Source organism: Sporosarcina quadrami (assembly GCF_014836615.1).
In the GTDB taxonomy this organism is placed as follows: domain Bacteria; phylum Bacillota; class Bacilli; order Bacillales_A; family Planococcaceae; genus Sporosarcina; species Sporosarcina quadrami.
Map to the genome: position 1 here is coordinate 149,692 of NZ_JACSQN010000002.1, position 23,985 is coordinate 173,676.

Annotated in this window: 25 protein-coding genes; 24 read left to right on the forward strand and 1 reads right to left on the reverse strand. The window is 41.9% G+C overall.

Features of this window, described 5'->3' with window-relative positions:
- Positions 1–61 precede the first annotated feature (61 nt).
- The 13 genes from gmk (at position 62) to spoVM (ending at position 12,603) form a co-directional block, all read left to right on the forward strand.
- A complete protein-coding gene (gmk, locus tag H9649_RS02690; protein WP_191693116.1) occupies positions 62–679 on the forward strand; it encodes a guanylate kinase in 618 nt (205 codons plus the stop codon).
- A 3-nt stretch (positions 680–682) separates the two neighbouring features.
- Entirely contained in the window at positions 683–907 is a 225-nt protein-coding gene (gene rpoZ / locus H9649_RS02695; RefSeq protein ID WP_191693117.1) for a DNA-directed RNA polymerase subunit omega, read from the forward strand.
- Between the two features lie 114 nt (positions 908–1,021).
- Positions 1,022–2,239 carry a bifunctional phosphopantothenoylcysteine decarboxylase/phosphopantothenate--cysteine ligase CoaBC gene (coaBC, locus tag H9649_RS02700; protein WP_191693357.1) on the forward strand — a complete coding sequence of 406 codons (1,218 nt, stop codon included), beginning with the start codon at positions 1,022–1,024 and terminating at the stop codon, positions 2,237–2,239.
- Positions 2,229–4,640 carry a primosomal protein N' gene (gene priA, locus H9649_RS02705; RefSeq protein WP_191693118.1) on the forward strand — a complete coding sequence of 804 codons (2,412 nt, stop codon included), beginning with the start codon at positions 2,229–2,231 and terminating at the stop codon, positions 4,638–4,640. The genes coaBC and priA overlap by 11 nt, the downstream gene beginning before the upstream one ends.
- 40 nt (positions 4,641–4,680) lie before the next feature.
- Positions 4,681–5,178, forward strand: coding sequence for a peptide deformylase (def, locus tag H9649_RS02710; protein WP_191693119.1), 498 nt, complete (start codon positions 4,681–4,683; stop codon positions 5,176–5,178).
- A complete protein-coding gene (fmt, locus tag H9649_RS02715) occupies positions 5,175–6,119 on the forward strand; it encodes a methionyl-tRNA formyltransferase (protein WP_191693120.1) in 945 nt (314 codons plus the stop codon). The genes def and fmt overlap by 4 nt, the downstream gene beginning before the upstream one ends.
- Positions 6,116–7,468, forward strand: coding sequence for a 16S rRNA (cytosine(967)-C(5))-methyltransferase RsmB (gene rsmB, locus H9649_RS02720; RefSeq protein ID WP_191693121.1), 1,353 nt, complete (start codon positions 6,116–6,118; stop codon positions 7,466–7,468). Before fmt ends, rsmB begins: the two co-directional genes overlap by 4 nt.
- 30 nt (positions 7,469–7,498) lie before the next feature.
- A complete protein-coding gene (locus H9649_RS02725; protein WP_191693122.1) occupies positions 7,499–8,257 on the forward strand; it encodes a Stp1/IreP family PP2C-type Ser/Thr phosphatase in 759 nt (252 codons plus the stop codon).
- Positions 8,254–10,215: a Stk1 family PASTA domain-containing Ser/Thr kinase gene (gene pknB / locus H9649_RS02730; RefSeq protein ID WP_191693123.1), complete on the forward strand. Its 1,962-nt coding sequence runs from the start codon at positions 8,254–8,256 to the stop codon at positions 10,213–10,215. The genes H9649_RS02725 and pknB overlap by 4 nt, the downstream gene beginning before the upstream one ends.
- A 14-nt stretch (positions 10,216–10,229) precedes the next feature.
- Entirely contained in the window at positions 10,230–11,111 is an 882-nt protein-coding gene (gene rsgA, locus H9649_RS02735; protein ID WP_191693124.1) for a ribosome small subunit-dependent GTPase A, read from the forward strand.
- Positions 11,112–11,115: 4 nt separating this feature from the next.
- Positions 11,116–11,781 (forward strand): ribulose-phosphate 3-epimerase, encoded by a 666-nt coding sequence (gene rpe, locus H9649_RS02740; RefSeq protein WP_191693125.1) that lies wholly within the window; start codon positions 11,116–11,118, stop codon positions 11,779–11,781.
- Positions 11,781–12,434, forward strand: a complete 654-nt coding sequence (locus tag H9649_RS02745; protein WP_191693126.1) for a thiamine diphosphokinase — start codon at positions 11,781–11,783, stop codon at positions 12,432–12,434. The genes rpe and H9649_RS02745 overlap by 1 nt, the downstream gene beginning before the upstream one ends.
- Positions 12,435–12,447: 13 nt before the next feature.
- On the forward strand, positions 12,448–12,603 hold the full coding sequence (spoVM, locus tag H9649_RS02750) for a stage V sporulation protein SpoVM (RefSeq protein WP_191693128.1): 156 nt from the start codon (positions 12,448–12,450) through the stop codon (positions 12,601–12,603).
- Between the two features lie 40 nt (positions 12,604–12,643).
- Here the strand turns inward: spoVM and rpmB are convergent, their stop codons facing one another.
- Complete coding sequence (rpmB, locus tag H9649_RS02755; protein ID WP_191693130.1) at positions 12,644–12,832, reverse strand: 50S ribosomal protein L28; 189 nt, start codon at positions 12,830–12,832, stop codon at positions 12,644–12,646.
- Between the two features lie 223 nt (positions 12,833–13,055).
- Here rpmB and H9649_RS02760 point away from each other — a divergent pair, with 223 nt between their 5' ends.
- The 11 genes from H9649_RS02760 (at position 13,056) to rnc (ending at position 23,983) form a co-directional block, all read left to right on the forward strand.
- Positions 13,056–13,415 carry an Asp23/Gls24 family envelope stress response protein gene (locus H9649_RS02760; protein WP_191693132.1) on the forward strand — a complete coding sequence of 120 codons (360 nt, stop codon included), beginning with the start codon at positions 13,056–13,058 and terminating at the stop codon, positions 13,413–13,415.
- A gap of 21 nt (positions 13,416–13,436) precedes the next feature.
- Positions 13,437–15,092: a DAK2 domain-containing protein gene (locus H9649_RS02765; protein WP_191693133.1), complete on the forward strand. Its 1,656-nt coding sequence runs from the start codon at positions 13,437–13,439 to the stop codon at positions 15,090–15,092.
- A 133-nt stretch (positions 15,093–15,225) separates the two neighbouring features.
- Positions 15,226–15,888, forward strand: coding sequence for an L-serine ammonia-lyase, iron-sulfur-dependent subunit beta (gene sdaAB, locus H9649_RS02770; protein ID WP_191693135.1), 663 nt, complete (start codon positions 15,226–15,228; stop codon positions 15,886–15,888).
- Between the two features lie 39 nt (positions 15,889–15,927).
- The gene (gene sdaAA, locus H9649_RS02775) at positions 15,928–16,836 is read left to right on the forward strand and encodes an L-serine ammonia-lyase, iron-sulfur-dependent, subunit alpha (RefSeq protein ID WP_191693137.1); all 909 of its coding nucleotides are present in this window, start codon (positions 15,928–15,930) and stop codon (positions 16,834–16,836) included.
- Positions 16,817–18,865: an ATP-dependent DNA helicase RecG gene (gene recG, locus H9649_RS02780; RefSeq protein WP_191693139.1), complete on the forward strand. Its 2,049-nt coding sequence runs from the start codon at positions 16,817–16,819 to the stop codon at positions 18,863–18,865. Before sdaAA ends, recG begins: the two co-directional genes overlap by 20 nt.
- Positions 18,866–19,032: 167 nt before the next feature.
- A complete protein-coding gene (gene fapR / locus H9649_RS02785; RefSeq protein ID WP_191693141.1) occupies positions 19,033–19,614 on the forward strand; it encodes a transcription factor FapR in 582 nt (193 codons plus the stop codon).
- Positions 19,614–20,606 carry a phosphate acyltransferase PlsX gene (gene plsX, locus H9649_RS02790; protein WP_191693143.1) on the forward strand — a complete coding sequence of 331 codons (993 nt, stop codon included), beginning with the start codon at positions 19,614–19,616 and terminating at the stop codon, positions 20,604–20,606. The genes fapR and plsX overlap by 1 nt, the downstream gene beginning before the upstream one ends.
- A complete protein-coding gene (fabD, locus tag H9649_RS02795; RefSeq protein ID WP_191693144.1) occupies positions 20,603–21,541 on the forward strand; it encodes an ACP S-malonyltransferase in 939 nt (312 codons plus the stop codon). Before plsX ends, fabD begins: the two co-directional genes overlap by 4 nt.
- A gap of 2 nt (positions 21,542–21,543) precedes the next feature.
- A complete protein-coding gene (gene fabG, locus H9649_RS02800; RefSeq protein WP_191693146.1) occupies positions 21,544–22,290 on the forward strand; it encodes a 3-oxoacyl-[acyl-carrier-protein] reductase in 747 nt (248 codons plus the stop codon).
- Positions 22,291–22,815: 525 nt separating this feature from the next.
- Positions 22,816–23,052, forward strand: coding sequence for an acyl carrier protein (locus H9649_RS02805; protein WP_191693358.1), 237 nt, complete (start codon positions 22,816–22,818; stop codon positions 23,050–23,052).
- Positions 23,053–23,215: 163 nt separating this feature from the next.
- Complete coding sequence (rnc, locus tag H9649_RS02810) at positions 23,216–23,983, forward strand: ribonuclease III (protein WP_191693148.1); 768 nt, start codon at positions 23,216–23,218, stop codon at positions 23,981–23,983.
- The last annotated feature ends 2 nt before the right edge of the window (positions 23,984–23,985 follow it).

Sequence of the window (23,985 nt, forward strand, 5' to 3'; positions counted from 1 at the left end):
AATGTTTGCTATGATGAATAAAACAATAATAGCTTAACACTACATACAGAAGAGGGATTGCATGTACAAACAACGAGGACTACTTATTGTCCTGTCCGGTCCTTCCGGTGTCGGGAAAGGAACGGTCAGAAAAGAATTATTTCAACAACCTGATACAAACTACGAATATTCAATATCGATGACTACAAGAAGCCCTCGTGAAGGTGAACAGGACGGTATCGATTATTACTTCAAGTCTCGACAGGAATTTGAACGACGGATTGAAGAAGGAAAGCTTCTGGAGTATGCTGAGTATGTCGGTAATTACTACGGGACTCCGCTTGATTATGTCAATGCGACATTAGACGCTGGTCGAGATGTTTTCCTTGAAATAGAAGTAGTTGGTGCCGCACAAGTCCGGGAGAAAGTACCTGATGGACTCTTTATTTTCCTCGCACCTCCGAGTCTTTCGGAACTACAGGTTCGTCTCGTTGGAAGAGGGACGGAAGAAGCTGATGTCATTGCGAGCCGTGTATTGAAAGCACGTGATGAGCTTGAAATGATGAATCTATATGATTATGTTGTTGAAAACGACGAAGTGACAAAAGCTTGCGATCGCATTAATGCGATTGTTACTGCCGAACATTGCCGTCGTGAACGTGTTGAAAAACGGTACTTACAAATGCTGGAAGGGGAATGATTTATGTTATATCCATCAGTCGATTCATTGAAAAGTAAAATTGATTCCAAATACACACTCGTAACACTTGCTGCAAAACGAGCTCGTGAAATGCAGGAGAGTCGCAATCCATTATTGCAAAAATACACGTCTCATAAGAATGTCGGCAAAGCTTTGGAAGAAGTGGCAGCAGGTGTATTATCTAAACAACAACAAGATGATTCTATTATTTATGAAGACGAAGTGTAAGCGAATCGAAAATAGTAAAGCATTTTAATAGTCAGTGTGTCACTCCCTTAGAAACAGACTTTCTTTGGGAGTTTCTTATTTTACATAGAACAATTTTTGTGGGAAAGGATGAGCCTGTTGTTGAATAAAAAAATACTTGTCTGTGTCACTGGTGGCATTGCCGTCTATAAAGCCGTTGCATTAGTAAGTAAGCTCTCTCAAGCAGGAGCGGAAGTGAAAGTTATCATGACGTCTTCTGCAATGGAGTTCGTCAAACCGTTATCCTTTCAAGTAATGTCACGCAATGATGTCTATTTTGATACATTCGATGAGAAAGATTCACATGTCATCGCACATATCGACCTTGCTGATTGGGCAGATCTCATCATTGTTGCACCAGCAACTGCGAATGCGATAGGAAAAATAGCAAATGGTATTGCGGATGACATGGTTACTACCACACTGCTTGCAACAACTGCTGAAGTTTGGATTGCTCCTGCGATGAATGTGCATATGTATCAAAACAAGTCAGTTATGAGGAATATAGCGCAACTTCATGAAGATGGTTATCGTTTCATAGAACCTGCTGAAGGATTTTTAGCTTGTGGCTATGTAGGCAAAGGGCGATTGGAAGAGCCTGAGCGTATCGTGGATTTAATAAAAGAACGTTTTTCTAACCCAATTCAATTGCCGCTAGCAGGAAAAAAAGTTGTTGTCACGGCTGGTCCTACTCGCGAAAGAATTGACCCTGTCCGATATATTTCCAACTTCTCAAGCGGGAAAATGGGTTATGCAATGGCAGAAGCAGCTACGAAGTTAGGCGCTTCGACGGTGCTCATATCGGGGCCAGTAGAACTACCTAAGCCTGAAGGAGTCCGACTAGTGAAAGTGGAAAGTGCTGCTCAAATGCTTGAAGCAGTTCTTGCAGAATATGACGACGCTTCAATAGTCGTAAAATCTGCGGCTGTTGCTGATTACAAGCCGAAAGAAGCACAAACGCAGAAAATGAAGAAAAAGGATGGCGATTCATCCATAGAACTCGAACGGACGACAGATATTTTGAAAACACTTGGCGCGCATAAAAACAGTCAAATTCTTGTAGGTTTTGCTGCAGAAACGAATGATGCTATCGGTTACGGTAAATCGAAATTGGAGAGTAAAAACCTCGATTATATTATCGTCAACGATGTTACTGATCCTGGAGGAGGATTTGGAAGTGATACGAATGTCGTTACACTACTGACGCGGGCAGGTAAATCATATCCATTTGAAGCAATGTTGAAAAGCGAACTAGCAAACGTTCTTCTTGAAAAAATCATCCAAGAAGAAAGGGCAACTGTCGATGATCGCTGAAGTCATTGTCGATGTAGCTGCTTATCCGATAGACAGGCCCTTTGACTATGCAGTTCCATACAACATGCAAGAAGTGATTGAATGTGGAGTTCGTGTGAAAGTTCCGTTCGGACCAAGAAAAGTTCTCGGTTATGTTGTACAACTAAAAATGGAAACCGACTTAGATGAAAGTAAGCTAAAACCGATTGATGAATTAATTGATCTAGAGCCTGTTCTTTCAAATGAACTTCTAAAGCTCTCTAAAATTGTGGCAAGAGAAACGCTTGCTTATGAAATCGACGCGTTGCAAGTCATGCTTCCAGCCGCTATGCGCGGAAAATATGAGAAATTCATCGAAGTGGAAGAACTGAGTGAGATAGAAAATCCCGCTTTGGTATCGTTGTTAAAAGGACGTACTCGCATGCCGCTAAAACAAGTAACGGATCCTGCACTACTAAAAATCATTAAAGAGTATGCAAAAGAAGGTATTATTACAGTTGATACGGCGATTAGCCAGCGGACGAAAGTGAAAACAGTGCGGATGATTCACATAGCAAATGCTGAGAAACTTCAAGCAATCGATGAAACCATTCATGCAAATGCCAAAAAGCAAAAAGAATTACTTGAGTGGTTGAAAGGACATGCAAATGAAACGATAGTTGTTGCGACGGTATTACGCGAATCATCCATTCAGGCCCCTGTTCTTAAAGCGCTTATCAAAAAAGGTGCCGCAATCGAAAGTAGCGTGGAGACATATCGTGAACCGGATGCACCAAAACTCCGAGATACTGAAGTGCCACTTAATCTAACAGATGAACAGAGGAGTGCATTGGATCTCGTCAATAAATCATCTGATAACAACACACCTGAAACGTTCCTGTTGCACGGAATTACCGGAAGTGGAAAAACCGAAGTGTATTTACAAGCAATTAGTCATGTGTTGAAAAAAGGCAAGGAAGCAATCGTTCTTGTGCCTGAAATTTCATTGACTCCACAAATGACTTCGCGATTCCAACAACGGTTTGGCTCTCTTGTCGCAGTCATGCACAGCGGTTTATCAGCCGGTGAAAAGTATGATGAATGGAGAAAGATCCATCGCAAAGAAGTAAAAGTTGTTGTAGGTGCTCGGTCGGCTATTTTTGCTCCATTTGAGAATATCGGCATTATTATTTTAGATGAAGAGCATGAGTCAACTTATAAACAAGAAGATAATCCAAGGTATCATGCAAGAGACGTGGCAATTTGGAGATCGGAATATTTCAACTGCCCTGTCATTCTTGGAAGTGCTACGCCTTCACTCGAATCATATGCGCGTGCTTCTAAAGGCGTTTATACACTACTTGAATTGTCTAAAAGAGCAAAAAACCAAGAACTACCTAGCGTAACCGTCGTCGATATGCGAGAAGAACTGAAAGACGGAAATCGATCCATGTTTTCAGTTCCTCTAGCGGAAGCCGTCAGAATAAGGTTGGAAAAGAAAGAACAAATCGTCCTTTTTTTGAATAAAAGAGGGTTTTCCTCATTCGTATTATGCAGAGACTGTGGAACTGTCGTACAATGCCCGAACTGTGACATCTCTTTGACGTATCACAGATCAAATGAAAGTTTGAAATGTCATTACTGTGGACACGAAGAAGTAGTGCCACTAAAATGTCCGGAATGTGAGAGTGAGCATATCCGTTTTTTTGGAACAGGTACCCAAAAAGCAGAAGAGGAAATTGCTAAGCTTTTTCCTGCGGCAAGGGTTTTAAGAATGGATGTAGATACGACAAGGCAAAAAGGATCTCATGAGCGAATTCTTCGAAAGTTCAGCGAAGGTGGAGCGGATATTCTCCTCGGTACGCAGATGATTGCAAAAGGGCTGGATTTCCCGAACATCACTTTAGTCGGAGTACTTGCAGCGGATACAACGTTGCATCTTGCCGATTTCCGTGCTGCCGAAAAGACTTTCCAACTGATGACGCAAGTGAGCGGTCGAGCTGGACGGCATGAACTGGCAGGGGAAGTATTCATCCAAACTTATACACCGGAACACTATGCTATTGAGTTAGCGAAAACACAGCATTATGAACCTTTTTACAATATGGAAATGGGAACAAGGAAGCAATATGGGTATCCTCCGTTCTTTTATATTACATTAATCCAATTTTCTCACGAGGACTTAATGAAAGTTATCGATTATGCAGATAAGGGTGCGACATTCATTAAGAATTCCTTGTCTCCTGAAACGTTTATAATTGGTCCCGCTTCAGCTGCAATTAGCCGAGTGAACAATAGATATCGGTACCAATGTTTGATAAAATACAAAAAAGAGCCGAAACTTATTGAGACATTACAACAGCTAATTAAAATGTACCGTACTAGTTGGATGAAAGACGGCTTACTGATGAGTGTCGATGTCGATCCGAGCTCCATTTTTTAAATTGATGTGAAGATTAAACTGTTAGAGAAGAGGAATTTAATTGGCAATATTAGAAATCGTAAAAAGTCCGTCTCCATTACTAAAAGCGAAATGCAAAGAAGTGAAGAAGTTTGATGCGAAACTTGCGAAATTACTGGACGATATGCACGAAACAATGGTGGAGGCGGATGGAATTGGGCTTGCAGCACCGCAAGTAGGCCAATTATTACGCGTCGCTATTGTCGATCTTGGCGAAGGCGCTGACGTAATAGAAATGGTTAACCCTGTCGTCACGGAAATCGGTGGTTCTGAAATTGAAGTGGAAGGATGCTTGAGCTTCCCAGGATTATATGGTGAAGTGGAACGGCCCTTCTATGTAAAGGTAGAAGCACAGGAGCGGGATGGTTCTTTGTACGAGCTTGAAGCGGAAGATTATGAAGCACGTGCAATTCTTCACGAGATTGACCATTTGGATGGAATTCTTTTTGACTCTAAGATTAAGCGGATTGTTGATCCTGAAGAATTTGAAGAATTTGACGGGGAGGAAGGTGTGGAATGACAAAAATTGTATTTATGGGAACTCCTGACTTCTCAGTACCCATTTTAACGATGCTGCACGACGAAGGCTTTGAAATTATGGCTGTCGTGACTCAGCCTGACCGCCCTGTTGGCAGAAAACGTATTTTAACGCCACCTCCAGTTAAACAAGAAGCCGTCAGGTTAAACCTTCCTGTGTTACAACCAGAAAAACTACGGAAGTCTGAAGAATTGAAAGAACTCATCGCCATGAAACCTGATCTTCTTGTAACGGCGGCATATGGACAAATTCTTCCTATAGAGTTACTTGAAGCGCCAGAACTTGGGTGCATTAATGTCCATGCATCACTATTGCCGAAATACCGGGGAGGCGCTCCTATCCATCAAGCAATCATTGATGGTGAAACCGAAACGGGTGTCACAATTATGTATATGGTAGAGAAATTAGATGCAGGCGATATCATTTCTCAAGTTAAAGTTCCGATTGATGAAACAGACAATACAGGAATTCTTTTTGAAAAACTTTCGGAAGCTGGTAAGCAACTTCTTAAAGATACATTGCCTTCCATAGTAGAGAAGACGAATAATCGTATAAAACAAGAGGAAGCACAGGTTTCGTTTGCAAGTAACATTTCGCGCGAACAGGAAAAAATCGATTGGACCAAAAGCGGTGCCTCTATTTACAATCAAATAAGAGGATTATATCCATGGCCTGGAGCATATTCTGTGTTCCGAGGGGACAATGTGAAAATATGGGGTGCTGAAAAATCCATTATACAATCTGATATAGCAAAACCGGGTACGATTATTGCAATTTTGAAGGACAAGATCGTCATTAAAACAGGAGACGAGACGTCCATCGCGATTACTGATTTGCAACCGGCTGGCAAGAAACGTCTAACTGCAGAAGAGTTCATGAACGGTATCGGTGCGAAATGGCTTGAAGGAGACTCATTCGAATGACAAACGTCAAAAAGAAAATTTGGAACGGCAATGTGCGGGATGCCGCATTATCAATTTTAATTGAAATCAATGAAAACCAAGCATACAGCAATCTCTTACTTAACCGCACGATTAAGAAATACACAATCGATCCTAAAGACCGGGGTCTTTTAACAGAACTGACATACGGTACATTGCAACATCGTTTAGCTTTAGATTATTATTTGGAACCGTTCGTTAGAGGAAAGTTGGATCGTTGGGTGCGAGAACTGTTACGTTTATCGATCTATCAGATCGTTTTCCTGACAAAGATACCACCGCATGCTGTCGTTCATGAAGCAGTTGAAATTGCGAAGCGTCGAGGACATAAACGGATTGCTCCTACAGTAAATGGAATACTTCGATCAGTATTACGAGAAGGGGTACCGTCAATTGAAGAGATAAAAGATGATGCCGAAAGGATTTCCATTGAAACGAGTCATCCTAAATGGCTGATCGATAGATGGATTGAACAATTTGGCAAAGAAGAAGCACTAGCGATGGCGCATGAGAACAATAACCCTGCAACGATGACGGCAAGAGTGAATTCACTAAAGCTGACAGTCGAAGAAGCAATTTTATCATTGCAAAAAGAAGGAATTGAAGCATCAAAAGGACAAGTTGTTATGGAGAGTGTGCAGACCGCTAGTGGAAGTTTAGCAAATACAGTAGCATACGCAGACGGGCTTCTCACTATTCAAGATGAAAGTTCTATGTTGCCGGTTCTTGCTCTAAATGTAAAACCAGGAATGAAAGTTCTTGATATGTGTGCGGCTCCTGGAGGTAAAACAACATTTATCGCCGAGAAGATGAATGACGAAGGTGAAATTTACGCGCATGATTTACATGACCATAAACTTAAATTGATAAAGGCTAACGCAGAACGTTTAGGCATTTCATCGATCCAAACAAAAAGCGGCGATAGCAGGGAATTGACAACAGTATATGAGGCTGCTTCGTTCGATCGGATTCTCGTAGATGCCCCGTGCAGTGGGCTTGGAGTCATACGGCGCAAACCGGAAATAAAATATAATAAAACCGAACAGGACCTAAAGAATTTAACGGTCATTCAACAGCAACTTTTAGAAACGGCCTATCAGCTCATTAAACCGGACGGCATTATCGTATACAGCACCTGTACAGTTGAATATGAAGAAAATGAAGGGCTCGTCAAACAATTTTTGAACACGCATCCAGATTTGCAACTTGCCGATTTAAATAGTGTGCAAAGCCATGTACCACTGCCGATTGAAAACAACATGTTGCAAGTACTTCCTCAGCATTTCGGCAGCGATGGATTTTTTGTAGCCGCTTTCCAAAGAAAATCATAAAAGCTGTATGACTAAAGGGGGGTACGAGCAATGCGATTTGAAGTTTTAACGGATATTGGCAGGAAGCGCCCAGTTAATGAGGATAGCGCAGCTGTTTTCACACTTCAAGAAGGTCCGACATTGGCGATAGTTGCTGATGGCATGGGCGGTCATCGTGGAGGAGACTACGCCAGTTCCACTGCAGTTCAGTTAATAGGCGAGAAATATACTACATTAAAAAATTTCAAAGAATTTAAAGAAGAAGACTGGATAGAGTGGATGAAAGATACGGTCAACTCCGTCAATAGCCATATATATAACAAAGCGTTAAGTGAACCTGAGTTAAAAGGAATGGGCACGACTTTAGATGCTGTCCTTCTGTTTGCTGACAAAGGAATTATTACACATGTAGGAGACAGCCGCGTCTATACAATTAATGAAGCAGAGGTAAAACAAGTTACGAGAGACCATTCTTTCGTAAACGTTCTACTAGAATCAGGAGAAATTACTGAAGAAGAAGCTGAAGTACATCCGCAAAGAAATTGGATCATGAGAGCATTAGGTTCTGAAAAATCGATAGATCCCGATTTTTATAAAATCACTTTAGATGAACAATCTTATGTACTCATTTGCACTGATGGACTCAGTAATAAAGTTTCGACAGGTAAAATTAAAGACATTGTCACCAACGGAGATAGTTTACACGAAAAAGTCGTTGAACTGATTGGTTTGGCTAATGAACTCGGTGGAGAAGATAACATATCTGTCATATTGGCAGGTCCCTCTGCTTCGGAGGTGGTCAAACCATGATCGGTAAAAGGATAGGCGGTCGCTATGAAGTACTCAAAGGTATTGGGGAAGGTGGTATGTCAAAAGTATATCTTGCGCACGACATTATACTGGACAGAGACGTAGCCATTAAAGTACTCAATTATGACTTTGTTAATGAACAAGAAATAAAGAAACGTTTCCAGCGGGAAGCGCTATCAGCGACAAGTTTGACCCACCCTCATATTGTTAATATTTTCGATGTCGGTGAAGATGGTGAGATGCATTATCTTGTTATGGAATATATCAAGGGGCAAACCCTCAAAAGATATATCCAAACAGATGGTCCTCTATCTCCCTTTCAAGCAGTAGCCATTATGAAGCAATTGGTGTCAGCAATCGCCAATGCACATCACAACGGCATTATTCATCGTGATATTAAACCTCAAAATATTTTGATGGATGATGATAATGAAGTAAAAATCACTGACTTTGGTATTGCGATGGCACTTAGTGCAACATCACATACTAAAACGAATTCAGTCATTGGCACTGTGCATTATTTATCGCCAGAACAGGCTAGAGGTGGAATGGCAACAAAAAAATCGGATATATATTCACTAGGTATAGTATTTTACGAATTACTAACAGGCCAATTGCCGTTTTCCGCTGAAACAGCGGTTGCGATTGCTTTAAAGCATTTACAGGAAGAAACACCATCCGTGCGACTTATTCATCCTGAAATTCCACAAAGTGTAGAAAATGTTATTTTGAAAGCGACTGCTAAGGACGCGTCATATCGTTATCAATCTGCAGATGAAATGTATGAGGATCTTCTTACAGTATTAAGCAGTGAAAGACGTAATGAAGAGAAATTTGTCGTACCGTTCGATGATGATAAAACAAAAGCGATTCCTGTTATTAAAGAAAACCCTGTACTGGACGAAACGGAAAATACTCGAATCATAGAGCCAGTTTCAGTCCAGCCGACAACAACGGTGAAGAAGAAACGGAAAAAGTGGCCGATTGTCGTCAGTATAATTGCGGCTTTGGCTGTACTCGTCTTCCTTATTATGTTCCTACCGGGCATGATGGGACCAAAGAAGGCAACTATTCCAAATGTTGTTGACAAGGAAGAAATGGAAGCCATTGCGGCTCTAGAAGAAGCGGGCTTTATTGTAGACGAAAAGGTTGAGGAGTTTAATGATGAATACCTTGCTGGTCGCGTATTCCAAACGATTCCAGAAGCAGAAAAAACGCGAGAAATAGGATCAGTCGTGAAGCTTTATATTAGTAAAGGAAAAGAAACAGTAGTTTTGACAAATTATATCGGTCAAGATTACGATAAAATAGTTAGTTTCTTAGAAAGATTTAACTTCAAAGATGTAAAATCCGAGCCGGTTTATGACGATCGGCCGAAAGGGCAGATTATCGGTCAAACACCTGGAGAAGGGGAGGAAGTTGTCCCTGAGGATACTGAAATTGTCTTCAAAGTCAGCCTTGGCAAGGAAGTTGTGAAGCTTGGCAACTTGGTTGGGTATGATGATAAGCAGTTGAAAGAGTATGCAAAGACATCCGGCTTTGATATTAAGGTTGTACCCGAATACCATGACACGATTGAAAAGGGCCTTGTTATTTGGCAGAAACCAACCGCAGAATCAGAAATTGAAAAAGGTGCAAAAGTAGAGGTAGGATTATCGAAAGGACCTAAAGAAAAACCGATCAGAAAACGCGTCTTCAGTATCGCCATTCCTTTCGAAAATGCAATAACAGAAAATGAAGATGAAGAAAACAGTGAACCCGAGCCGCAAACTGTACAGATTTTCATTCAAGACAATGAATATTCCATGATAGAGCCTGTCGAAGAATTTCCGATAACGGAAGATGTCCAAAAGCAGATCACCATTGAACTCGCTGAAGGGCAAAGGGGAGGCTATAAGATTTTCATAAATTCCATTATCTTTAAAGAGGAAACATTCGATTACGATGATTTTGAATAGGAAAGAGGGATTGGATGACAAAAGGACAAATTAGAAAAGCGATTAGCGGTTTTTATTATGTGGAACAAGAGGGAGAACTGATTCAGTGCAGAGGTCGCGGTGTTTTTAGGAACCGTGGAATTTCTCCTCTTGTAGGAGATTTTGTCAGTTATGTACGTGAAGGTGACAATGATGCGACGATCACTGAAATAGATGAACGTAAAAATGAGCTTGTTCGTCCTCCGATTTCGAATATTGACCAGGCTTTTCTCGTTTTCTCCTTAGTGGAGCCAGATTTCAGTCCCCATTTATTGGACAGATTTCTAACTGTTATAGAATCATATCGTATCGAACCAGTAATTTGTGTTACGAAAAAAGATATCGCTAGTGACAATGCTATTGAAGATTCAGAAGCAGCATTGAATTATTATCGAGGGATAGGCTATGATGTCATTGAGACATACATCGAAGATCCGCAGTTGTATTCGGTTTTGGAGCCTTTCCTCAAAGGGAAAACGACAGTGCTTGCAGGACAATCAGGTGTAGGAAAGTCAACATTATTAAATACGCTTATACCTGATCTTGCTTTAAAGACTGGAGAAATTTCTGATGCTCTCGGGAGAGGAAAGCATACGACGAGACATGTAGAATTGATGGAAGTTGCAGGAGGGCTAGTCGCTGATACTCCAGGCTTTAGTTCGCTTGAGTTCACTCATATCGAAAAGGAAGAACTGCGTGATTACTTTATTGATATGAACCGCATTGCACCTGATTGTAAGTTCCGAGGATGTTTACACACAAAAGAACCGGGGTGTGCCGTGAAGGCGAAAGTGGACAGTGGAGAAATACTTGCTTCACGATACAAAAATTACGTCCAGTTTTTGCAGGAAATTACTGATCGAAAGCCGAGGTATTGATAAAATGATTAAAATTGCACCGTCCATATTAGCCGCTAATTTCTCAAGATTAGCAGAAGAAGTAGTAGAAGTAGAGAAAGCAGGAGCTGAACTAATTCATATCGATGTGATGGACGGACATTTCGTTCCGAATATTACGATGGGTCCAATCGTTGTTGAAGCATTGCGTCCAGTTACAAAATTACCACTCGATGTGCATTTAATGATTGAGAATCCAGATGCATACGTTGAGCAATTTGCGAAAGCTGGGGCAGATTATATTACTGTTCACGTAGAAGCTTGCAAGCATTTGCATAGAACAATCCAGTTAATTCGTTCATTTGGAGTTAAGCCGGGGGTTGTCCTCAATCCCCATACACCGATTGAACAGATTAAACACGTACTTGAAGACATTGATATGGTGCTTTTCATGACTGTAAACCCTGGTTTCGGTGGGCAGAAATTCATCCATTCAGTCATTCCAAAAGTTAAACAGCTATCAGACATTATTAAAGAGCAAGGTTTATCTATTGAAATTGAAATTGATGGCGGTATAAATGAAGAGACAATCGTTCCCTGTGTACAGGCAGGTGCTACAATTTTCGTCGCTGGATCTGCAATTTATAATGAGGAAAACCGCGCGGAAGCTTTACAACGCATTAAGGCTGCCGGTGAAAGAGCGCTAAGCTGATGAAAAGGGTTGTCATTTGTGCTGGCGGTCCAAAAGAAGAATTGCTGGATTTACATCTGTATTGTTCCGAAGAAAGTATTTTTATAGGCGTTGATCGCGGAACTTTGCATCTCTTAGATGTTGGCATCACACCGGCAATTGCTGTTGGGGATTTCGATTCGATTTCTGATGAAGAACTCCAACAAGTTAAACGATCCGTCCAGGAAGTAATTGAATTTGACTCGAACAAAGACGAGACAGATACGGAATTGGCGGTTACCCGAGCAATTGACTTTAAACCCGAAAATATTATTTTGACCGGTGTCACTGGCGGCAGATTGGATCACTTCCAATCTGTGTTACATCTTCTTTATAGTCTTCAAACTGAAAATCAAGGGATTAACTTTACAATCAGGAACGTTTCTAATGAACTTGCATTTTTACGCTCAGGCGTTCATAGAATTAGTAAATTGGATGAACTGCCTTATGTATCATTCTTCGCTTTTGGAGGCGCCGTCTCTAAGTTTACATTGACCGGCTTCAAATACGAGACAGTGAATGCTGAAATTGGAATGGGTATGACGAAATTCACGAGCAATGAACTCGTTGCAGAAGTTTGTACTATCTCATTCCGGCAAGGCATATGCTTAATGGTAAGGAGTTCAGATTCCTGAAAGGAGCGGGGAATTGCGAGTTTATACTTTTACGATGCCGAAGTTTCTCAGTAGCTTTGTACGAAAGTGCATGGTAGTTTTCCAAAAAGACGATAAACCGAAGAGTCAAGTGACTGCAACAGCTAATCAACGGAACCGAAAAAAGAAAAAAGAAAAAACGTCAGGCTGATTACTCGGCCTGGCGTTTTATTTCTTTTGTCAAAAAGAGCTTACACTCTTTGGACTTTACCTGATTTGAGTGCTCTAGCAGATACCCAAACACGTTTAGGTTTACCGTTCACAAGAATACGGACTTTTTGAAGGTTAGCTCCCCAAGTACGTCTGTTAGCATTCATTGCGTGGGAACGATTGTTACCCGCACTTGCTTTACGACCAGTAATTACACATTCTTTAGCCATGTTTATGTCCTCCTCGCTAATAATGATTAAGCGATTCACTATCTAATTCGCATACCATAATACTTTATCACAGGAAATAAAGGCTTGCAACCTTTTTTAATACCTCTTTCAAGGAGTAGACCTTTACAGTTCATAATTTCTAAACAGATACTTCTCCTTTTCTAAAGTTAGAGTGTATAGTACAATGGAAATATCGATTAAGGATGCAGGAGGGGAAGCTTTCATGTCCATTGAATTGAAAAATGATTATGGCACTATTGATATTACAAACGATGTAATAGCTCAAGTGGTTGGAGAGGCGACTATCGAATGCTACGGAATTGTTGGCATGGCTTCGCGTCATCAAATCCGGGACGGTCTTACGGATATTCTTGGAAAAGATAATTATGCCAAAGGTGTTATCGTAAGAAATATTGGTGAAGAGACACATATCGATATGTACGTCATTGTCGGTTATGGAACTAAAATTTCTGAGGTTGCCAACCAAGTGCAGTCCAAAGTCATGTACACATTAAAAAAGACATTATCGTTAACGGTGGATTCTGTGAATATATTTGTTCAAGGAGTTCGGGTGACGAACTGATAGAAGGAGGAAAACATTTCAATGAATTTTATTGATGGAGTTAAATTTGCTGATATGGTGAAGATGGGAGCACACCATCTTCATCTTAATGCGGATTATGTCGATTCATTAAACGTGTTTCCAGTACCCGATGGTGATACAGGAACGAATATGAATCTATCCATGACGTCGGGTGCTAAAGAGACAGCATCTCATGTGACGGCACATCTGGGAAAGACTGCGCAGGCATTATCGAAAGGCTTATTAATGGGAGCTCGCGGTAATTCAGGCGTCATACTTTCCCAACTATTCCGCGGCTTCGGAAAAGCAGTTGAAGAAGATGCGACATTGACGAGCAGTAAATTTGCTGAGGCACTTGAATACGGTGTGCAAACTGCGTATAAAGCAGTCATGAAGCCTGTAGAAGGTACTATTTTGACTGTGGCAAAAGATGCGGCTAACAAAGGTGTCGAAGTTTCTAAGACAACAGATGAAATCATCGAAGTGATGGAAGCGATTGTAGAAGAATCGAAAGCTTCTCTCAAACGCACGCCTGATCTGCTTCCGGTGTTAAAGGAAGTAGGAGTCGTTGATAGTGGCGGACAAGGACTGGTATATGTTTACGAAGGTTTCCTTGCGTGTCTGAAAGGTGAAGAACTTCCAGAGAGAGTTGCCACTGATTCAATGGATGAAATGGTAAATGCCGAACATCATCGTGGAGTTCAAGGTTTCATGAATACTGAAGACATTGTCTTTGGCTATTGCACCGAATTTATGGTGAAATTTGAGGATGAAAAGGCTAAAACTCATCCGTTCGAAGAAACAGAATTCCGGTTAGATCTGAGTAAATTCGGTGACTCGTTACTCGTCATTTCTGATGAAGAAATAGCGAAAGTACATATACACACTGAAGAGCCTGGAGATGCGTTGAACTATGCGCAAAAATATGGGTCGCTTATCAATATAAAAATTGAAAACATGCGTCAACAGCATATTGATATCGTTGGTGAAAATCATACGACAAATAAGGTTGAAGCATCCCATCCTTATGCTATCGTAACAGTTGCCATGGGTGCTGGTGTAGCGGATCTATTGAAAAGCATTGGAGCTTCAACAGTCATAGAAGGCGGCCAAACGATGAACCCTTCCACTGAAGATATTGTGCAGGCTCTCAAAGACGTAGGCGCAGAACGCGCAATTATTTTACCTAATAATAAAAACATCATAATGGCTGCAAAACAGGCAGCAGAAGTTAGTGGAATTGAAGCGGCTGTTGTTGAAACGAAATCCGTACCTGAAGGGTTGGCAGCTATACTTGCTTTTAATCCTGAAGCTGGAGTAGTAGAGAACGAAAAGGCGATGTCGAATGCTGCATCTGGTGTAAAAACTGGACAAGTTACGCACTCCATCCGAGATACATCCATTGATGGTATTACGATAAAAAAAGATGATTTTATGGGCCTAGCAGGTAGTAAAATTGTAATCTCGAATCCATCTTTGGATACAGTGATGAAATCATTGCTTGAGTCTTTAATTGATGAAGATGATGAAATTGTCACGCTTATTTATGGTGAAGGAGTTTCTGAAGAAGATGCTTCAGAAATTGCCGAGTTCTTAGAATCAACTTACGATCATATCGAAGTGGAATTGTATAATGGAAAACAACCGCTTTATCCATATATTCTCTCGGTTGAGTAATAGGACGGAAGTGAACGGTATGCTCGATTTTTGAGTGTGCCGTTTTCTTTGTTTTCGCTGTTTTGTTTTTATCGTGCAATTCATGTAAAATAGTTGTAAGCGCTTCGCTTCTTATTTAAAGGGGGTATTCAAATTGAAATACAGATCAGTTTTTGAAATTATCGGTCCTGTTATGGTAGGTCCATCATCATCACATACAGCAGGTGCAGCTCGAATTGGCCTTGTAGCAAGAGATTTGTTTGGTAGACAACCTGAATACGCAAAAATCCATCTATACGGTTCTTTCGCCGAAACGTATAAAGGCCATGGTACAGATGTGGCAATTATCGGTGGTCTTCTCAATTACGATACATTTGATGAACGCATTAAAACATCCTTTGCAGATGCAACTGCACTCGGAATGACATTTGAATTCATTCCTGAAGAAGAAGAAGCGGTGCATCCTAACACAGCGAGAGTCATTATCGGTGACAGTATGGGTGAAATGGAACTTGTCGGCATTTCGATTGGCGGAGGAACGATGGAAGTCGTGGAATTGAATGGATTCCCACTTAGGCTCTCTGGACATTTCCCTGCACTTTTAATTGTCCATGATGATCGTGCGGGAGTCATTGCAGGTGTGTCTAATATAATTGCCGCTCACGATATGAACATTGCTCATATGGAAGTCGGTCGTAAAGAAAAAGGGAAGATGGCACTTATGGTCATTGAAGTTGATCAAATGTTTGACGAGAGTTTACTTGATCAATTGAAATCATTGCCAAATGTAACACAAGTTTCGACATTGGCAAATTAATCCCAAAAATACGTAAGCATACAAAGGAGGAACAAATACATGGAAGTCCTATTTGGTACTGTTAAAGAACTGGTGGCATTAGCAGAAAAGGAAAATAAGCCGATTTCCGAGATTATGATTGAACAAGAAATGCAGATAACAAGACGTACACGTGAAGAGATTGTAGCGCAGATGGACAATAATCTATCGGTTATGGAAGCTGCAATTGAAGAAGGATTAAAAGGCGTACAATCTACATCAGGATTAACAGGTGGAGACGCTGTTCTCCTGCAAAATTATATTAAGACAGGTAAATCCTTGTCTGGTGAACTCTTATTGGACGCTGTTAGTAAAGCTGTAGCGACGAATGAGGTGAATGCTGCTATGGGCATGATTTGCGCAACACCTACTGCAGGTGCAGCGGGGATTGTACCAGGCACACTTTTCGCTGTAAAAGAAAAGTTGAATCCAACTCGAGAACAGATGGTTAATTATTTATTTACATCGGGTGCTTTTGGATTTATCGTTGCCAATAATGCATCCATTTCCGGCGCGGCTGGCGGATGTCAGGCGGAAACTGGTTCTGCAGGCTCAATGGCTGCAGCGGCAATTGTCGAAATGGCGGGTGGAACACCACAGCAAAGTGCTGAAGCCTTTTCAATTGTTATGAAGAACATGCTTGGACTTGTCTGTGATCCTGTTGCAGGGCTTGTTGAAGTGCCTTGTGTGAAAAGGAATGCTATGGGAGCTGCGAAAGCACTTGTCGGTGCGGATATGGCCCTAGCAGGTGTTGTAAGTAAAATTCCTACTGATGAAGTAATTGAAGCGATGCATAAAATTGGCCAGTCTATGCCTTCTGCACTTAGAGAAACTGCTAAAGGCGGATTAGCAGCTACTCCAACAGGAAAAGCGTTGGAAGCTGAGATTTTCGGGAAGGATAAAGCGGGTCGTGACACCGTCAATTCATGATTCGGTTCTGAATTTGAAAGGTGTCGGCAAAGCATCGGCTGAACAACTTCAAAAGTTAGGAATAGGTACAATTGAACAATTGATTGACACATTTCCATATCGTCATGAAGATTTCAGACTTAAAAATCTAGCCGAAACACCACATAATGAACGTGTCACCATTGAAGGAAGGGTCGAAAGCGAGCCTTCTGTTCTTTTTTTAGGGAAAAACCGCTCCCGTATGCAAGTTCGTTTACTCGCTGGTAATCATTTAATCAAAGCCGTTTTTTTCAATCAGCACTATTTGAAGGATAGAATTGAGATGGGTGCTGTTGTCACAGTAACAGGCAAATGGGACAGAGGTAGGCAAGTAATTAATGTAAGTAATTTCAGTTTGGGTCCAAAAACGGATCAAGCTGATTTTGAGCCAGTATATAGTTTGAAAAATGTCATGCATCAAAAGACGTTTCGCAAGTATATGAGACAAGCGCTAGATGCATGTGTAAATGAGATGGAAGATGCTTTGCCAAACTCCTTGAGGGAAGAATATAAACTTCCTGCTATTGGAGAAGCGCTTGAAATGGTTCATTTCCCGAAATCGCCTACAGATGTTAAACAAGCTAGAAGGCGTTTCGTGTATGAAGAACTTTTGAAATTCCAGTTAAAAATGGTTTATTTGAAGAATAAAAGAAAAGAAGACGAGCATGGTACTCAGATTGACTATGACCTTGATCGTTTAAAAGAGTTCATCGCTTCGTTGCCGTTTGAACTCACAGATGCACAAAAAAAAGTTGTCAATGAGCTCTGCTTGGGGATAAAGAGCCCTGTAAGGATGAATCGGTTGCTTCAAGGTGATGTAGGTTCAGGTAAAACAGTTGTCGCCGCAATTGCTTTGTTTGCTGTCATTACTGCATCGTTTCAAGGGGCATTAATGGCGCCTACAGAAATATTGGCCGAACAGCACGCAGATTCTTTTTCCGGATGGCTAGAACCATTGGGGGTGAAAATCGCTTTTCTATCTGGTTCCACAAAAAGTAAAACGAGAAAAATCATTTTGGAGCAGTTGGCAAATGGAGAAATCGATTTACTTATCGGCACGCATGCTTTAATCCAGCCGGATGTGGAGTTCGCGAAACTAGGGCTCGTCATTACGGATGAACAACATCGTTTCGGAGTTGAACAACGTCGTGTACTGCGTGAAAAAGGGTTAAATCCTGATGTTTTATTCATGACTGCGACACCTATTCCAAGGACATTGGCAATAACGGTCTTTGGGGAAATGGATGTCTCGATTTTAGATGAAATGCCTGCAGGCAGGAAGAAAATTGAGACGTATTGGTTGAAGGAGGATTCCTTATTACCAGTTTTAAAAAAGATGGAAAAAGAATTGCAGGCTGGAAGGCAATCTTACGTCATTTGCCCGCTTATCGAGGAATCAGACAAATTGGATGTCCAAAATGCGGTAGATGTCCATGCGCAACTAAGTGCTCATTTCGCAGGACGGTTTACTGTCGGCCTAATGCATGGAAGACTTCTTGCTTCAGAGAAAGATGCAATTATGCGTGATTTTAGTGAAGGAAAGATTGACTGTCTTGTATCGACGACTGTTGTAGAAGTTGGTGTGAACGTTCCTAATGCTACATTTATGTTAATCTATGATGCTACAAGATTCGGGCTTGCTCAACTGCATCAATTGCGTGGTAGGGTTGGTAGAGGGGCAGAACAATCGTATTGTGTGCTATTAGCTGACCCGAAAAACGAAGAAGGTAAAGAACGTATGCAGTCTATGACTGAAACGAATGATGGTTTCATATTGGCAGAAAAGGATCTTGAACTTCGTGGAGCAGGCGATTTTTTCGGCAGGAAACAAAGTGGCATGCCGGAATTCAAAATGGCTGATCTCGTCCACGACTTCAGAGCACTCGATACCGCAAGGAAAGATGCGGAAGTACTGTTGGCATCTGACGCTTTTTGGAATAGCTCTGAATTTGCGGAATTACGAGATGACCTTGTAAAATCTGGCGTCCTTTCTCAAGAACGGATAGATTAAAATAAAAAGAGGCTAGCGAGAGGGTTAATAATTTTTCTTGCACCTCTTTTTTGTACATAATAAAATGAATTTCTCTGTTGGCGCTTCATTGTTTTGTAGAAATCAATCAAGAACTATGATAATATACTGGTATTAGTACCAAGTGCTAATCCGGAAGGGTGAATTGATTGAGAATTCCCAAAGGAGTGAGGCAAAGTCGCCTTGTAACTAGCCTCGAACAAAATCCTTTTATGACTGACGAAGAGTTGGCAAAGCAGTTTAAAGTAAGTGTCCAAACTATCCGTCTCGATCGTTTGGAATGTGGAATTCCTGAATTACGTGAGCGGTTGAAGACTGTCGCTGCCCGAACGATGGAAGCCGAAGTTAAATCACTGCAATCTGATGAAGTGATCGGAGAGATTGTTGATATAGTGTTGGACAAAAGAGCGATTTCCATATTTGATGTTACTGAAGACCATGTGTTCCAGCGGAATGGAATTGCAAGGGGACATCATCTTTTCGCGCAGGCGAATTCACTTGCCGTCGCAGTCCTTGATGATGATTTGGCACTGACCGTCACGTCAACAGTTAACTTTCTAAGGCCAGTCAAAGCCGGGCACCGTGTCATTGCACGTGCAACCGTGGACAAAGAACGCTCCAATGAGAGGCGCACTTTTGTCGAAGTCACGTCCACCGTTGGAAGCGACGTCGTTTTCACAGGTCAATTTCAGATGTATCAGACGACTGAACAGAGCGGGAGGAAAAATTAATGATCATCGCATTGGATGGTATGGGTGGAGATCATGCGCCCGGTGAAATAATGAATGGAGCGATAAAAAGTCTTCTTGAATTCGAAGATATACATATACATATTTATGGAGATGAAGTGAAGATGTCTCCATTTATGCAACAGCATGAACGCTTGAAGGTAGTTCACTGCTCCGAAAAGATAGAGTCTGAAGATGAACCTGTACGAGCCATTCGGAGAAAAAAGGATGCTTCTATGGTAAGGATGGCTCAAGCTGTCAAAGACGGTGAGGCGGATGCTTGTGTATCTGCAGGCAATACGGGGGCGCTTATGGCTGCTGGATTATTTATCGTAGGACGTATTGATGGCATTTACCGTCCTGCATTGTCACCAACTTTACCGACGATTAATGGTCAAGGCTTCGTGTTTCTTGATGTTGGCGCAAATGCAGACGCCAAGCCTGTCCATTTGCAACAGTATGCGATTATGGGAAGTATTTATGCACAACAAGTAAGAGGTATTGACAAGCCTCGAGTAGGATTGTTGAATATTGGCACTGAAGAAGGTAAGGGTAACGACTTAACGAAGTCTGCATATTCTCTTCTTTCACAAGCCCCGATTAACTTTGTCGGGAATGTCGAGTCTCGAGATCTTTTATCTGGCGTGGCGGATGTCATAGTTACAGACGGATTTACGGGTAACATGGTGCTAAAAACGATTGAAGGAACTGCATCAGGTTTCTTTTCGATGCTTAAGGAAGTATATAGTTCTTCCTTAAAGACCAAGTTATCGGCCGCAATGGTCAAAGAGGATTTAAGAGGCTTGAAGAAGAAGATGGACTATACCGAATACGGTGGAGCAGGTTTATTCGGGCTGAACTCACCTGTTATTAAAGCGCACGGCTCGTCAAATGCAAATGCGGTTTACAATGCCGTTAGACAAGCTAGGACAATGGTGGAGTTTGACGTGTGCGGAACAATCGCACGAACAGTTGGAAAGGTGGATGCGGAATGACTAAAATCGCTTTTATATTCCCGGGACAAGGTTCTCAATCAGTCGGTATGGGTGTAGAATTGTCAAACCATCAGAACGGAAAACAGTACTTTGTGAAAGCTGATGAAGTTCTTGGATTTGGTATAAGCAGTTTAATGTCAGATGGGCCTCAGGAAGAACTTACGGTAACATATAATGCTCAACCTGCATTATTGACTGTTGGAGCTATGATTGCTTCCAGACTTTCTGAAGCAGGCATAACGCCAGCATACACAGCGGGACATAGTCTTGGAGAATACACTGCACTCGTCGCTTCAGGTGTGTTATCATTCGAAGATGGCGTATCTGCAGTTCACAAACGCGGCCAGTTCATGAACGAAGCTGTGCCTGCAGGTGAAGGGGCAATGGCAGCAATTCTCGGGTTGGATTCTGTGGCATTGGAAACAGTCACTAACTCCATTACAGCAGCTGGTTATCCAGTTCAGCCGGCCAACTTGAACTGTCCGGGACAAATCGTCATTTCAGGGACGAAAGAAGGCGTAGATCGGGCTTGTGAAGAACTGAAAGAAGTTGGCGCCAAACGGGCAATACCACTAAATGTAAGTGGTCCTTTCCATTCTTCACTTATGAAGCCGGCAGCAACTAATTTAAAATCCGCTTTGGATGATTTGCAAATGAATAATGCATTAATTCCTGTCATTGCAAATGTCAATGCACAGGCTGTAACTGATAAGGAAACTATCAAACAATTGCTTGTTGAGCAGTTATATTCACCGGTCTTGTGGGAAGATTCTGTTCGCACGTTGATTGAATCAGGCGTAACTCATTTCATTGAGTGTGGCCCGGGTAAAGTGTTGAGCGGATTAGTGAAAAAGATTGATCGGTCAGTGACGGTGATGCCTGTCTACGACGAAGAAACGTTGAATGCGGTCATCGAAGCAGCGAAAGGGTGGTAAGTATGGGGAGATTCGAAGGAAAGACGGCGATTGTTACAGGAGCATCGCGAGGCATCGGTCGTGAAATTGCATTGAAGTTAGGAAGAGAAGGCGCAAAAGTCGTAGTGAATTATAGTGGCAGCAAGGACAAAGCTGATGAAGTAGTGGCTATGATCATTGAAGATGGAGGAGAAGCTTTCGCATTCCAAGCGAATGTTTCTGATTCGGAGCAAGTTAAAGCGATGATTGACGCAACGATGGAAACATTTACTTCGATTGACTTTCTTGTGAACAATGCAGGAATCACACGTGACAATTTGTTGATGCGCATGAAGGAAGACGAATGGGATGATGTTATCGACATCAATCTAAAAGGCGTATTCTTATGTACTAAAGCAGTAACTCGCCAAATGATGAAACAGCGCGCTGGGAAAATCGTTAATTTAGCATCTGTTGTCGGTGTCATCGGCAATCCGGGTCAAGCAAACTATGTAGCAGCAAAAGCTGGTGTGATTGGTTTGACAAAAACGACTGCGAAGGAATTGGCAACGCGTAATATTACTGTCAATGCAGTGGCGCCTGGGTTTATCACAACAGATATGACAGATGCTTTACCTGAAGAAGTGAAGAATCAGATGCTGACAGCTATTCCATTGGGGAAACTGGGAAAATCCGAAGACGTCGCTGCTGCTGTAGCGTTCTTGCTATCGGAAGATGCTAGCTATATTACGGGACAGACGATTAATGTTGACGGTGGTATGGTGATGTAAGGTTTTACTACGCTTTTCTGCTGTCTAGGCTTCGTATGGCAGCTGCTCGGGTCGCTTCGGAAATAAGAGTAAAGGCAAAGAGCGCCTTTATCTTATTTCCTCCAGCGCCTGTCGCAGCAAACCGCCACTCTACGCTTTTCTGCTGTCTAGGCTTCGTGTGGCAGACCCTCGAGTCGCTTCAGTCTTGAAGCAAAAGGCAAAGAGCGCCTTTCGTTCAAGCCCTCCAGCGCTTGTCGGGTCTAAGCGCCACACTACGCTTTTCTGCTGTCTAGGCTTCGTGTGGCAGACCCTCGAGTCGCTTCGGTCTTGAAGCAAAAGGCAAAGAGCGCCTTTCGTTCAAGCCCTCCAGCGCTTGTCGGGTCTAAGCGCCACACTACGCTTTTCTGCTGTCTAGGCTTCGTGTGGCAGCTGCTCGGGTCGCTTCGGAAATAAGAGTAAAGGCAAAGAGCGCCTTTATCTTATTTCCTCCAGCGCCTGTCGCAGCAAACCGCCACTCTACGCTTTTCTTATTGAAAGGAGGTGACTATTTTGACTGTACTTGATCGTGTAACGAAAGTGGTTGTCGACCGTCTTGGGGTCGATGTGAGTGAAGTGAAACCTGAAGCTTCTTTCCGTGATGACCTTGGCGCCGATTCTTTGGATGTCGTTGAGCTCGTAATGGAGTTAGAAGATGAATTCGATATGGAAATTTCCGATGACGACGCCGAAAAAATCGGAACTGTCGGTGATGCTGTAAAATTTATCGAAGAAAAAGTAAATTGATTCCGGGATAATTGTGTCTTTTATGCAATTGCTTAATTGACTTAAATTCCATTAAGATGCTTTCATCCTTTCTTGTTTGAAGAAAAGGATTGAAAGCATCTTTGCATGTCAAAGCATAACCATGTAAAATTAAAGTCACTATAAATGGAAAGGTAGAATCTTGATGACTAATAAACGAACGAATAAAAACAAAAACTCCACATCTATCCTTTCGACTGAAGTAAGAAAGAAGTTTGAAGAGCTTCAAAAACATTTAAACATACACTTCAAAGATGAACTCCTTTTATATCATGCATTTACGCATTCATCTTATGTCAATGAGCATCGTAGAAAGAACTTTACCGATAATGAACGGTTGGAGTTTTTAGGGGATGCTGTATTGGAACTTGGTGTATCCAGATATCTTTATGCAACTGAACCTGGTATGAGTGAAGGTGAGTTGACTAAGTTACGTGCTGCTATCGTATGTGAACCTTCTCTCGTTAAATTTTCGAATGAATTGCATTTTGGTGAATACATCTTGCTAGGCAAAGGCGAGGAGCAAACGGGCGGAAGATTACGTCCGGCTTTATTGGCAGATGTTTTTGAAGCTTACATTGGAGCGTTATTTTTAGACCAAGGAATGGAACCGGTAACCGGGTTTCTTGAGAGTGTAGTATTCCCTAAAATTGGAGACGGTGCTTTTTCGCATGTGATGGATTATAAGAGCCGTTTGCAGGAGATGGTCCAGCAGACGAACACAGGCAGTCTGTCATATGAAATTATTGAAGAAAAAGGTCCAGCGCATGCGAAAAAGTTTGTAACCGTCGTACGATTGGAAGATCGTGAACTTGGGACAGGGATTGGTAGATCAAAGAAAGAAGCCGAGCAGGAAGCGGCCCGTCAAGCCATTCATGTACTTAAAGGAAATGTGGCCGAAGGGGAGAACTGATT